Annotated in this window: 12 protein-coding genes; 3 read left to right on the top strand and 9 right to left on the bottom strand. The window is 43.9% G+C overall.

Features of this window, described 5'->3' with window-relative positions:
- Positions 1 to 132: 132 nt before the first annotated feature.
- Entirely contained in the window at positions 133 to 696 is a 564-nt protein-coding gene (locus G500_RS0100740) for a hypothetical protein (protein WP_027001207.1), read from the bottom strand.
- 345 nt (positions 697 to 1,041) lie between these two features.
- Here G500_RS0100740 and G500_RS0100760 point away from each other — a divergent pair, with 345 nt between their 5' ends.
- On the top strand, positions 1,042 to 1,923 hold the full coding sequence (locus G500_RS0100760; RefSeq protein ID WP_027001208.1) for a YicC/YloC family endoribonuclease: 882 nt from the start codon (positions 1,042 to 1,044) through the stop codon (positions 1,921 to 1,923).
- 103 nt (positions 1,924 to 2,026) lie between these two features.
- Here the strand turns inward: G500_RS0100760 and G500_RS0100765 are convergent, their stop codons facing one another.
- From G500_RS0100765 to G500_RS25580, 4 genes are all read right to left on the bottom strand, one after another.
- Positions 2,027 to 2,443 carry a BrxA/BrxB family bacilliredoxin gene (locus G500_RS0100765; protein WP_027001209.1) on the bottom strand — a complete coding sequence of 139 codons (417 nt, stop codon included), beginning with the start codon at positions 2,441 to 2,443 and terminating at the stop codon, positions 2,027 to 2,029.
- A 51-nt stretch (positions 2,444 to 2,494) separates the two neighbouring features.
- Positions 2,495 to 2,809, bottom strand: coding sequence for an iron-sulfur cluster assembly protein (locus G500_RS0100770; protein WP_051203194.1), 315 nt, complete (start codon positions 2,807 to 2,809; stop codon positions 2,495 to 2,497).
- A 257-nt stretch (positions 2,810 to 3,066) separates the two neighbouring features.
- The gene (locus G500_RS0100775; RefSeq protein ID WP_035755819.1) at positions 3,067 to 3,495 is read right to left on the bottom strand and encodes a SufE family protein; all 429 of its coding nucleotides are present in this window, start codon (positions 3,493 to 3,495) and stop codon (positions 3,067 to 3,069) included.
- Between the two features lie 25 nt (positions 3,496 to 3,520).
- Complete coding sequence (locus tag G500_RS25580) at positions 3,521 to 3,700, bottom strand: hypothetical protein (protein WP_154656959.1); 180 nt, start codon at positions 3,698 to 3,700, stop codon at positions 3,521 to 3,523.
- A gap of 45 nt (positions 3,701 to 3,745) precedes the next feature.
- Between G500_RS25580 and G500_RS0100785 the strand changes: the two genes are divergently transcribed.
- Positions 3,746 to 4,567, top strand: coding sequence for a hypothetical protein (locus tag G500_RS0100785; RefSeq protein ID WP_027001212.1), 822 nt, complete (start codon positions 3,746 to 3,748; stop codon positions 4,565 to 4,567).
- 103 nt (positions 4,568 to 4,670) lie between these two features.
- Here G500_RS0100785 and G500_RS0100790 read toward each other — a convergent pair whose 3' ends face one another.
- Positions 4,671 to 7,502: a T9SS type B sorting domain-containing protein gene (locus G500_RS0100790; RefSeq protein ID WP_161626052.1), complete on the bottom strand. Its 2,832-nt coding sequence runs from the start codon at positions 7,500 to 7,502 to the stop codon at positions 4,671 to 4,673.
- 132 nt (positions 7,503 to 7,634) lie between these two features.
- Between G500_RS0100790 and G500_RS0100795 the strand changes: the two genes are divergently transcribed.
- Positions 7,635 to 8,987: a hypothetical protein gene (locus tag G500_RS0100795; protein WP_027001214.1), complete on the top strand. Its 1,353-nt coding sequence runs from the start codon at positions 7,635 to 7,637 to the stop codon at positions 8,985 to 8,987.
- A gap of 293 nt (positions 8,988 to 9,280) precedes the next feature.
- Here G500_RS0100795 and G500_RS26420 read toward each other — a convergent pair whose 3' ends face one another.
- The 3 genes from G500_RS26420 to G500_RS0100820 form a co-directional block, all read right to left on the bottom strand.
- Positions 9,281 to 9,409: a hypothetical protein gene (locus tag G500_RS26420; protein ID WP_281169303.1), complete on the bottom strand. Its 129-nt coding sequence runs from the start codon at positions 9,407 to 9,409 to the stop codon at positions 9,281 to 9,283.
- A gap of 141 nt (positions 9,410 to 9,550) precedes the next feature.
- Entirely contained in the window at positions 9,551 to 11,470 is a 1,920-nt protein-coding gene (locus G500_RS21840; protein WP_051203190.1) for an acyl CoA:acetate/3-ketoacid CoA transferase, read from the bottom strand.
- A 58-nt stretch (positions 11,471 to 11,528) separates the two neighbouring features.
- Positions 11,529 to 12,893, bottom strand: coding sequence for a serine hydrolase domain-containing protein (locus G500_RS0100820; protein ID WP_154656960.1), 1,365 nt, complete (start codon positions 12,891 to 12,893; stop codon positions 11,529 to 11,531).
- Between the last annotated feature and the right edge of the window lie 170 nt (positions 12,894 to 13,063).

Raw genomic sequence — 13,063 nt, forward strand, 5'->3', positions numbered from 1 at the left:
CATCACTACCTATTGGGGCAGGGTTGGTTCAATAGGTTTATTCAAAGTAGAAAACCTTGTTTCTTGCCCTTCTAACCGTTGTAAGAAGACTGGAAAAGTGCATGTCAGATTTTTCTGATTTTAAAAATGTTTTTAATTCATACTCCATTTAATTCTATATTCGTCAAAATCATCACCCTGCGCGATAGATTTTTCATAAAAAATATCGATAGAATCTACATCAATGGCAGGAGCTTGCGCTACCAAACCGTATAAAAGTCCGAACTGTAAAAGGCTGTTAAAAGTTTGCGTGCGGCGCATCAAAGCCGTATTTGTGCCATTTTCTAAAATATCCCAACCGCGTTCTTGGGGGTCTTGAATGGTGGAAGAGGCGGCAATTTCTAAGCCCCCTAAAATTTCTTCTACCGAAGCTAATTCAGAAATTAAGTTGTTTTCTAATAAAATTTGATAGACAGTTTTGCCTATCTGCTCCCCAACCGAGACGATAGCGTCCCGCCCCAAATGCTGTTCTACCCAAGCGCAAAGGTCGTTGTACGCCTGCATTGGCACTTGATTGTAGGGGTCTGTTAGGTCGGCTTTTGTTTTGATTTCTGCTACAAATTCAGAATCAATTTGCAAGTTGAGAGCCTCTACCGCCGTTAGCACGTCTGTAATAAACTGCGCCAAAAGGGTTACGTTTTCGGTACTATGATTCATATTTTTAGTTGGTGGAATGGAAGATACTGTTTTTTAACGATTATTAAGCCTTTAAGTTTTACCTACAAGCCATTTTTCTTTGCTTTTTTTGGTTTTCAAGATTTGTTCAAAATTTGGTAATAGAAAATTCTATTTTGCAGTGGCTTGACCAATCCCATTTTGGATTTTTTCTCTTTTTTGTAAAAAAAATATTTATTAAAAAATAAAGTAAAGTTTTGAAATTTCACTTTCTTGGCAAAAAAGTTTTTTTTGAAAAAAATACGTATCTTTGTTTGGCAGGCTCATAACTCTACCCCATAGGCTTGCCATCTTTACGTTTATCTCTACTTTATCCGCTTCAAATTTATGTTGAAATCCATGACGGGCTTCGGCTCGGCAGCTCACGAAACAGAAACACTCTCGATAGCCGTAGAAGTGCGCTCGGTCAATTCCAAATTCTTAGACATGAGCTACCGCAGCGTAGGCGGCTTTTTAGATAAAGAGTTGGAAGTCAAGAACTTAATAGGGAAAATTTTGGAACGTGGCAAAATCCACCTAAGTCTTAAATTTGCAGACAAGACCAGCGTGCAGCTCCCTATCAGACCCAATACCAACCTTATCAAAGCCTACTATCGCGAATTAGAAGGCTTGGCTACCGAAGTGGGCGCAAACAAAGACGACTTATTTCGCTTGGTCTTGGGGCTACCCGAAGCCTATATTTCTACTTCGCAGGTAGAATCAGAGCGCGACAAATATTGGGTATTGATTTTAGAATTAGTAGAAAAAGCCTTGCTTCTATGCGACCAGTTTCGCTTGGAAGAGGGCAAAAACTTGGAAAAACAATTTCACACCTGCCTCGAAACCATAGAAGAACGGCTGCAATGGATTTCGGAAAAAGACCCTGAAAGGCAGCAAAGTGTAAGGGAGCGATTGGAAAAACAGTTAGGAGAATTTACTAAGTCAGAGCATTTTGATAGAAATAGATTTGAGCAAGAACTTATCTATTACATAGAAAAATTAGACATTAGCGAAGAAAAAGTGCGCCTTCAAAGCCATCTCGACTACTTCCGTCAGGAGCTACAAGCCCCACAAGCCAGCGGCAAAAAGCTCAATTTTATCAGTCAAGAGATAGGGCGTGAAATCAACACAATCGGCGCAAAGGCAAATCATGCCCTTATCCAACGTTGGGTAGTGGAAATGAAGGAAGAATTAGAAAAAATAAAAGAACAATCTTTGAACGTTTTGTAATTTTTTTAGTAACCTATCTTACTAAACCAAAAAAGACCCCTAACCATTTTTAGCGTTAGGGGTCTTTCAGACTTAAAACTGTATTTTATTCAAAATAAAGACCTTAGGCACAAACTTCTTCGAAAACAGAAACTAAGTGCTGCGCGATAGCTTGTGCGCTACGTCCTTCTATGTGGTGGCGTTCTACTACGTGCAAGACTTCGCCATCTTTGAAAAGCGCGATAGAGGGCGAAGAAGGAGGAAAAGGCAACATATACTCACGCGCCTTAGCGGTGGCTTCCTTATCCACGCCTGCAAAAACGGTAACTAAGTGGTCGGGACGCTTCGCTGCCTGCGAAACCGCCAACTTTACCGAGGGACGGGCTGCGCCTGCGGCACAACCACAGACCGAATTGACGACTAAAAGCGTCACGCCTTTTTGTGCCAAAGCCACTTCTACGTCTTGGGCGGTGGAAAGGTCTTGGAAGCCTGCCGAAGTGAGGTCGGCTTTCATGGGCGCGGTTAGAGATTCGGGATACATAGTTTTATATTTAAAAGAAAGTAAATCAAAAGAAAAAGAAAAACAAGCAACTTACATAAAACCAAGCTGCAATTTTGCCGCTTCCGACATCATGTCGGTTGTGTAGGGCGGGTCGAAGGTGAGTTCTAATTCCACTTCCGCTACGCCACTAATGGCACTAATTTTTTGTTTGACCTCAACGGGAATTTCCTCTGCCGAGGGGCAATTTGGGGAAGTAAGGGTCATGCGAACAAAGACGGCGTACTGTTCGGCTTGGGGAACAAGGCGGCGCAAGTTAATTTCATAAATCAACCCAAGTTCATAGATATCGACAGGAATTTCGGGGTCATAGATGCTTCTAAGAGCGTTCAAGACCCTATCGTACATCGTGATAGAAGGCGAATCGGCGTTGGATTGTGAAGAAGCAGGTGACTCATTTGCTTGTTTTTTGTCTGCCTCTGGCAAAGTTTGCAGTTCTTCTATCATTTGATTAGACGCTTGATTGGTTGTTTGATGAGAAATTGGGGCGGGGTTTTGTTCGCTAAGGGGTTGCGGCAGCCCTTCGGCATTAGAAAGGCTCTCTTTTGAAGGATTGGGCATGAAGCGTTTTTGGTTTTATTTGTTCTTATTCCAAATAACGCAAATTACATGATTTGGTTTTGATACGCAAGGGCGTAGAGCTTCATTTGTTTTATCATGGCAGCTAAACCGTTGGCGCGGTTCATGGTCAGCATCTGCCCTAAGCCTATTTTTTCTATAAAAAAGAGGTCGGCGGCAGCAATTTCTTCGGGTTTTTGGTTCGAAAGCACGCGAATCAGGAGCGCAATAAGCCCTTTGACAAGTGTAGAATCGCTGTCGGCGGCATACAAAACTCTGCCTTCTTCCATTTCGGAGGTGAGCCACACTTTGGATTGGCAGCCTTTTACCAAATTTTGTTCCAAATAAGCATCAGGATTTAGTTTAGAAAGTTGCTTACCAATTTCAATAATATAAGTGTAGGTATCATTGGGGTTATCGAAGAGAGCAAACTCTTCCACAATCTCCTCTTGTATTTGGCGAATGGTAGTAGTCATGGGTAGGAGCGCGATTTTGAAATCGCTATTGGGTGAAAAGATGCGTTTGAGGCTGCAAAGTTACGAATAAAATAGCAGATATACCGTTTGTGGCAGGGCTTGAAAGCAGATAGGAAAGTTTGTCGCGGCTTGTCTTTGGGTAGAAATTGGAAAATTGAGCGCGATTTTGTACTTTTGGCAGGCAGGCGAAGGTGTTTATTTTCAAATTATTACACATTTTTGAAAAATACTTTTTATTTTTAAAACTAAAATGGCAAAAAAATCAGGATACTCCCTACTCAAAAGACTGGCTTTGTTCTTTTTCGTACTTGTTCCGCTATTCCTAACGGCTGTTTTTTATCTTCTATCGGGCAGTTTTTTTGACGCGCCTCATCACAATCCACTTACGGCACAATGGAAAACCTACGCCCCCCAAACCGTTGCGAATACCACCGAACAGCACGCCGAAGCAAGTATCGCCCTACTCAATCAGGGTCTGACCGACGAAAAAGAGCAGCAACTAATTCAATATTTTCAACATATCGCTGCACAATCTAAAATGAATGATTTTTTATCCTACCTACAACGTAAAGACTTTCAGGGCAGAAACGCCTTAGAACTTTTTATTTTGAGGTTCGATGAGCATATTTATCAAAGAGGACTATCGGTGGAATTTCTTTGGAAATCGACGCTTGCCGCTACCACAAACCTTATTCCACAGCCCAAACAAAACTTTCCTCAAAAGAATCATACCCGTTTGGTAGAGTTGCTCGCTGCCATTTGTTTGGACAGCACCCTGCAAACAAGCCATTTTGAGGCGGTACTTACCTACAATGCGCACGCTTGGGCATGGCATAATAACCGCGATAACAGCCGCTATCAATTCGAGGAAAGCTACCAAATGGAAGATATTTGCCTAACACAGCGCACACTCCTACAAATGCTGCCTTTTTTATTTGAAAAATCCACCCAAGTAAGTCCGCAAATTTGGAAGCGCATAGATAGGCTACTCGAAGAGCCAAAATGCAAACGAAAAGGCGGCTATATTGATTATGCAAAAGAAAGAGAAAAAATAAAGGAAATTTTAGAATGAATTGTGTAAGAACAAACAAAACCTAACAGTTTTCAAAAACTGTTAGGTTTGCTTATTTTCAGACTATCCTCGCAAAAGCACTTTTTGATGACTGCTCGATTTTTTAAAATCCTTTTTCACTCTCCTGACTCAAAATCTGAACCCAACCTTTTTGGGTTACGATTTCGGCATCAGGGGCGAGGCGATTAAAAGAAACTTTGGCTTCGTAATAATACAAGCCATCGGGTAGGGGCTTTCCAGTGAGGGCTTTTCCGTCCCAATTCAGAAAGATGTCGTCCTGACTTTCATAGACTTTCCTACCCCAACGGTTATAGACAACAAACTCGACTTTGCGCACAAAAGCAGGGCAATCGAAAGGTCGGAAGGTATCGTTGATGCCATCGCCATTGGGCGTAAAAACGTTGGGCAGTGCGTAGTTAGGGCAATTATCCAAACAAATGCGATTGCTCAAAGGGCTTTCATTTCCTGCCGCATCTACTGCACTAACCGCATAGCAGCCTGCCAACGAGCGCACCTGTTCATGAAGGGCAAAGGTATCAGGCGTTTGCAGCAGAAGCGTAAGCGAATCGGTTTCATAACGCGCAAAATAAAGGCGATAGCCGATAATATCAGGGTCGCAAGCAGGGTCGGCAAAGGCTTGCCAAGTTAGGCGATTTTGATACAAACTATCAGTACAAAAACGGCTATCGGTGAAATCTATCGTACTACAATCCAAAACCTCTAAGACCGTAAAAGCCGAAGGGTTGCAAGGTGGCTCTAAATCTAATAACTGCCCACAAATGAGTTGCGACTTGTTTTGTAGCGGCTCAAAAATATCGGGGCGGTCATAACTGCCCTGCGTCATGACGTAATAACAGTAATCCGTTTTGGGCAAAAGCGGATTTTGATTGCGCCCTTCATCGCGATAGGAAAAGCCCCCTTCTGACACATTGACGCTATCATACAAGACCAAAGGACTTAAATTGCCCGCCGCATCACGCTCTGCCCGATAAATGTAGTGAAAGGGAAAGCGCGAAATAGAGTTTGTCCAAGGCACTTCTGCCTGCCAAGAAAGATTGATACTACTTTCGGTAGAATTGAGCGAAAGGCGCACCGAAGATGCCGAAGCCGAAGAATCTACAACAGCTCCTTCTGCAAAAAGGGTAACGCGGTAGTTATAGACTTGGTCTGTCGTATTTAGGTTCGTATCGATAAAAGTGGTATCATTTTCATTGAAAAGTCCCCCTACGGCAGCCCAATTTTGCCCTCCTGTAAAGCCTTCTGCACGCGAAAGGGTGTAGGTATAAGGGCGTTTGAAGACGGTAGTGTCGATATCGCGTGGCGTAGCCCAACGGACAAGAATTTCACCCTCCGCCGTATCCGTATCCTCTATACTAACATTGGTCAAATAGGGCGCATTGGTAGGAATGGTAAGGCAAAACTCTTCCGAAACATAACTTTCGCCTCCCCCCGGTAAAGGAAAAATGGCAAAGATGCGGTAACAGTAGGTCTTGCCTTTTTCCAAGCCTCTGCCGCCGTTGTCGTCGTAATAAGTAGTTTGGTTGATATCTACGGCATCAATCTGACGATAACCCGTATAGGCAGGCAAGCCCGTTTCGCAATTATCAGGCACAAAATCAAACGAACCTTCCCTGCGCCAGACCGTCATTTGGCTTGCATTAGGACATTGATAATTGAACCAAAATAAGCGAATGGCGGAATTGACAATATCCAAATCGCCATAAAGGGTATCAGGCGCAGGACCGACCACAGTAATTCCCCAAGTCTGCAAATCGGCTAACCTATCCACAGTGCGAGGCGGATTGTCTTCGGCTTTGAAGGTTACGAAATAGGGTTGTAGGCGCACATCTTCACAGACGGTCTGCCAACGAAAATCGGCTTCTTCGCGTCCGTTGGGCGGCTGCAAACCCAAAACCTCAAATTCTGCATAATTGCGCGGTGGCACGCTGATAAGATTCGCTTCGGCAAAAAGCGCACTATAAGCCGTTAGACTCACTCTATCGCCGTCGGGGTCTGTACCGATAATACGGTCTTCCAAAAAAGTTTCGGCTACGACACAGGTATCGCGCGGAATTTGCAGTTTGGGCGGCTTATTAGGATTGTCGCGGACGATAATTTGCATGTCGCGATTGACCTGCCCAATCAAAATACCATCACGCCACTCCTCTACAATAAAGGCGACATTGTACTGCCCTGTCTGTGCAGGCGTGTCCCAAATCAAATCGCCGTTGAAAGCATTTAGCGTCGCCGTAACGACACCGCCATCTGTACTTGCGCCGCCAAAAATAGGGTCATCTAAGGGTCTGAAACCATCTACGGGCTGATTTTTGTTGCGTTTGGGCAAGACAAAACGAAAGGCAAGGCTATCACCGTCAGGGTCGTAAGCACCGGGGTTGTGAATATAAAGCTGGTCTTTGGTAGCCAAATCCACAGGGGGAACTAAGAGAATAGGCGAGCGATTCAGACCCAAAAAAGGATTGATAAGAAACGTCGATTCGATATAAAACGGCACATTGACCGAGTTGGGAATGTTGCGCACATTTTCGTTTCTATTTCGGATAAAAACGCCTACATCATACTGCCCTGCCCCGGGAAAGGTGAAGGTAGTGATATAAGTAAGCCTTTCTGTCGCATTTCCAATATTTTGGCGCGAAGCCAAAGGCACCATTTGGGTAGCCAAATCGCCAAACTTAAATTCAATTTCGGGGTCTGCATCTACGCCTCCTACGTCGCGGTAGATGGTTGCGGTAAAGCGATAGGTAAGCCCTGCTTCCGAGATGCGCTCTGCCGTTAGGTCGCCTGCGCGTATGTGTGTCGCCTGCACCTGAAAAGGCAGCAGCGTCAGGAAAAGTAAAAGACAGCCACTTATCCAACTTTGCCAAAGCGGATAGCAAGCAAGATATGTAGGCTTCAAAAAAGCGTGTAAAGGAGTCATTTTTTTCATATTTTTGGTATTTTCAATGATTCGGTCTTTCCCTATTTTTTTCTAAAAAGGGCGAAATCCGAAAGTAGCTTAATTTTTGATAAAACTCACGCGAGGCTCTACCTTCTTCCCCTTCGCTTTGTCATGTCCCTACTTCTTAGCCTTTTGCACCTGCTTTTTTTCGTTTGGCTCTATTGTCGATTGTGGCAAAAAAGCCGCCATAGCCTTTTGCGCCACTATTTGCGCTTGGGCTTTCCGCTCAAAATAGCGGCAGGGCTTGGCGTAGGAATCTTCTACCAGTGGCACTATCAAGAGGGCGACACGTTTTATTTTTTCACACAGGCGCGACACTTAGTAGAAGCCAGCGAAGGAAACCTTTGGCAATATACAAAACTTCTTTTGAACTTCGAGGGACAAGCCTTTGCACCTTTGCGCGAAGACCGCTCCCTATTACTAATCCAAATCTTGAGTTTTTTGGTTCTGATTTCGGGCAAAAACTATTGGATTTGCAGTGCCTACTTCTCTCTTTTTAGCTTTGCAGGTTTGGCTGCCGCCGCAGAAAGTTGGCTTTCGCTTTTGCAGCTAAACGCAAAAAAAACAAAAAATGCAGCACTTTCTACCCATTCAAAAAGCGTAAGGGCGTTGGGAATTGCCTTTTTCCTCTTTCCTTCGGTTGTTTTTTGGAGCAGTGGCATCTTGAAAGAAGCCCTTTTAGTGGGCGGCATGGGTTTTATGTGGGCTTTTTTTTTACAAAAAACGCACCTTTGGAAAAGTGAAAGTTTCTACAAAAAAGGGCTGCAAGGGTTATGGATTGGAGTTATTACAATCGCACTTTGGAAAATAAAGTTCTATTATGTAGGGGCTTGGCTTGGAATTTTGATAAGCTACGGCATTATTTTTTGGGTAGAAAAACTTTTTTTTAGGGCAGGCTTCAAATCTACTTTTTCTACTTTTTTTCAAAATCGCCTTTCCTTTTTGTCGTCTTTTTGGAGCAGGGTGCTTTTTTTTGTTGGAATTGGCTTTTTGGGTCTTGCGCTTTTGCCTTTTTTGCACCCCAAATTCAAACCCGACCGCCTTTTGCGCGTTATCGTAATTAGCCACGACCAAATTGCAGCGGCTACGCCTGCTCATAACTTGGTTCGGTATCAAAACTTAACACCTACTTGGGGTTCGATATTAAAAAATGCGCCTGCCGCACTCTGGGCAGGACTTTTTCGTCCTTTTTTGTGGGAAAACAAAAAACAATCTTTTTTTTCTGCCCTTCTTTCGCCTTTGGCAGCGGTAGAAAATTGGCTTTTGCTACTGCTTTTTTTAGCCTACCTAAAAAATAAGGCGCGAAACTGCGGCTCTGAATTGGCACTGCTACACCTAAGCCTCTGGATTTTTATTTTGCTGATGGCTCTTTTTTTAGCCCTTTCTGCTCCTAATTTGGGGAGTTTGGTGCGATACAAGGTAGGATTTTTGCCTTATTTGGTTTTTATTTTGATAAAAAAATAAAAAGACAAGCGATTGAGCGTTTCAATCGGCTTGTCTTTTTTTTCGGAAAAAATGGCGTTGCTATAACGGTCAGAAAGTCAAAAAACGAGGTTTTGTGCTTCGCACAAGCCTCCTGAACCCCCACCCTGCCCTCCCCCATAGGGGAGGGTTCGAAAACAAAATCATTTTTTTTGCATTTATGCAAAAAAAATGATTCCGAATCAAAGCCCCGCCCTATGGGGGCGGGGTTTGGGGTGGGGTGCATTTAAGGCTTTTATCGTTGTAACAACGCCGAAAAAAATGGAAAAATGCGCTTAGTAATTTTTCGCAGCCGCCTGATTTTGATTTTTGGCGTAGGTAGGGCAAGTTTTGTAGGAACAAGAAGCCAAAACCGTAAGTGCTACTAAAAGCGTCGCCACTACAATTTTTGAGTAGATTTTCATAGGATAAAGAAAATTTAAGGGTGAAGATGGGCAAAAGCAAACTTTGCTTCTATAACGCAAAAATAAGGGTTTAAGATATGTTATGAAAGAAATTTGGCAAAAAAGCAAGACCGCACAAGACCAAAATGGCTTGGGCTGCCTTTATAGGTGCTGCAAGGCTTCAAGGCTGCTGGCATAAAGTTTGGCATTGACGGCGGCAAAATTAGCCGCTTCGCTGCGGCGGAAGAAGGCGTTGGTAGAGTAACGAGTAGCGGAAAGGAAATATTTTTCGGTGTTGTGCTTTAAAATTTCGAAATAGGCGGGTTCGGCATCTTTTCCGATAAAGAAGTTGTCGTAATTAACGACAATATTAAATTTCCTACCAATTTTATCATATTCGCTCACCAAATAGGCTTGCAAAGGCGGCACGTCGGCAGCGGTAAAAAGGCTAATGCCTTCCAAATTGAGAAAGAGTGTATTATTTGAGGCGTTGTAATGCACGCGATTGGAAAAGTCGAGCTTTTCTTCGCGCCTTAGTTTCATCAGGGCAGGGGCAAAAAGACGGCTATCCATCTGCTTCAAATCGGGGGCAATTTGGGGGAGAAATGCCATTTTTTCCAATACGTCTTTTTCCAAATCTATGCCTTTTGCAATTTCTATCAACAGAAGTCCGCCCTCTACCAGTTTGAAAACGGCTCTTTCGGTGATGTAATAAACGGTCTGTTTTCGCATTTGGGCATACTTGCCACTGAAAGTAATTTGCCCTACTTTTTCCACAAACTTAAAATGCGTGCCTTCTTCTACAATTTTGAGTGCGCCTTCCTGCACCTCCACTTGGGCTTTGGCTGCGAAAGTTCCCAAAAAATAGACTGCCTTTGCATTTTGGCTGATATTGATAAAACCTCCTGCGCCTGCAATGCGATTGTGAAAGCGGCTCACATTGACATTTCCCTCCCTATCCACCTCTGCCATGCCCAAAAAGGCTTGGTCTAAGCCGCCGCCATCATAAAAATCAAATTGCGAGGGCTGTGAAATAATCGCCTGTGCATTGGCTACTGCCCCAAAACTAAGCCCCGAAGCAGGAATACCGCCGATACCGCCGGGTTCTACCGTCAGGGTGATAAAGTCCAAAATATTTTCTTCGTTTGCCACCGAAGCCACTCCTTCGGGCATGCCGATTCCCAAATTGACGATAGAATTGATTTTGAGCATCTGGGCGGCGCGGCGTGCAATAATTTTGCGCTCATCTAATTCCAAAGGGGCAATTAGCGAATTGGGAACACTAATATCGCCCGTATAGGCAGGATTATAGGTTTCTGAAAAGGTCTGCTGATGATGCTCGGCAGGTGCAATCACAACGGCATCGACCAAAATGCTGGGAATGACCACCATCTGGGGGTGCAGTTTGTGGCGCGTCGTAACCCTTTCTACCTGCACAATGACGATACCACCGCTATTTTTGGCTGCCTGTGCAATGGCTAAGGCTTCCAAAGAAAGGGCTTCTTTTTCCATCGTGATATTGCCCGCCTCGTCTGCCGTTGTGCCACGCAAAAAGGCGACATCTATTTTGGGAGCTTTGTAGAAAAGGTATTCTTCGCCTGCCAATTCTACCAACTCTACCAAATTTTCTTCGGTTAGGTTGTTCATCTTGCCGCCCTCTATGCGCGGGTCTACGAAGGTATGCAAACCCACTTTCGAAATTGTGCCTGCTTTTGCAGCGGCAATATCGCGGAAAAGGTGCGAAATCACACCCTGCGGCAGATTATAGCCCTCGATTTGGTTTTTGAGAACAAGCTGCCCCAGTTGTGGCACTAAGCCCCAATGTCCGCCAATCACGCGCTTGATAAGGGTAGGATAGGCAAGGTGATTGAGTCCGCGCGTTTTGCCATCACCCTGCCCTGCGGCATAGAAAAGGGTAAGCCCCTGCGGATAGCCCGTATTGAGGAAACGCTCCTGCAAGGCAATCGCTAAGGCTTCGGGAAAACCTATGCCCACAAAGCCCCCCGTAACGAGTAAATCGCCCGACTGCACCAAAGAAGCAGCATCTTGGGCTGAAACAATTTTATTTCGATTTGCTTGCATCTGAAAAGTGAAAAAAGTGGAAAATCTGACTTAAAAACAAGACCCGACGCGCCCTTTTCTATCGCTGACGCTGCATCTCTATTGCCATGCCTGCCTGATAAAGGGTCATTTTATCTTTTTGAGGCTCAAAGTGCAATTTGAGTTTGGCTAATTCGAACTCGAAAACGTCTTTTTGGTAGGAAAGTAAAGGAAAATCGGGCTGCCCTGTGGCTTGTCCCCTCAATGCCCCTGCTTCTACCCAAATCTTGATTTGGAGCGGAAAATCCTCGCTGCTATAAGTCCCTTCATAGGCTTGCAGTTCGTTTTCTGTGTAGGAAAGTAGGGGCTTGAAGTCTGGCAATTCGAAGGCTACACTATGAAGTTGGCTCAAAACGCCTATCATAAGCTCATTGTGAGAATATCGCTGTGCATTGACACACAGGGCAATACTTGTCTGATTTTCAGGCTGATAGGCTAAAATCGTATGCGTGCCATAGGTATCGCCGCCATGCCCCCAATACCTAATTTGATAGAAAGGAATCCGCATCAAGCCACGCCCAAAAGTAGGCTCGTCGGCTGTGGGAAGCATTTTTTCGAGGCTGCTCGGCTCTAAAAGGCTGCCCTCAAAAAGTGCCACCATCAAACGGTTTAAAGTAGTAGGCGAAGCTGCCAAATCGCCAACTCCTACCACGTTGGCAAATTCGAAATCTTCTATCAAAGTCCATTCCTTTGTATCGCCCTTGTATTCGTAGGAATTAAACACTTTTTCAGCCTTCAAACGCGCCCAATTCGGCTCTTGCGCACTCAATAAGCGTTCGGAAGTTGGCTTCAAAACAGTTTCTATCTTTTGGTTTAGAATCTGATAATAAGGCTTTTGGTGTATTTTTTCTAAAATTCCGACCAAAAGAAAATAAGCCGAATTAGAATAAGCCGTCTGTGTGCCTGCCTCAAACTGTACGCCTTGTTTTTTTATTTCTTCTAAGATAGCTGTTTCTTCCCACTTTTTTCCGACAAGCCAAAAAAGACTGTCCTCTTTTTGGGTGTAATCGCCTAAGCCGCTTTTGTGTTCGAGCAGGTGTTGAACGGTAATCTTTTCAGCCTGAGGCATTTGGGGGTAGAAAGTAGCCAAAGACGTTTGCAAATCGAGGCGTTTTTTTTCTATCAAATCAAAAATGAGAACTGCCGTAAAAAGTTTGGTTACCGAACCAATTTGGTACAAAGTAGGCGATTCCGACTGTTGCGGCTGCCCAAAAGATTTGAGATAGACCTCTTTTCCATTTTGAAAAATAGAAAGACTCCCCTTTATTCTGTCGTGTTTTTCGAAGTGCAGCAGCAGGGAATCGATTTTTTCAGTTGGCACAACGACCTTTTTTTGCGCTTCTGCCACAAAAACAATCGCCAAAAGGATAGGCAAAAAAAACAGATGAGTGAAATTTTTATACATTTTTGTAAAAATATAGTTTATTTTAGTAAAATAAAAATCTACCAAAATTGCATTTTTTAGCGAAAAGAGGGCGTTGTTGCAACGATAAAAGTCTTAAATGCACCCCACCCCAAACCCCAGTAATGTTAAGTTCTGTAAAAAGCCTTATTTTGTCAAAGTTTTGTCAAATT

This window comes from Hugenholtzia roseola DSM 9546 (assembly GCF_000422585.1).
Classification (GTDB): Bacteria; Bacteroidota; Bacteroidia; order Cytophagales; family Bernardetiaceae; genus Hugenholtzia; species Hugenholtzia roseola.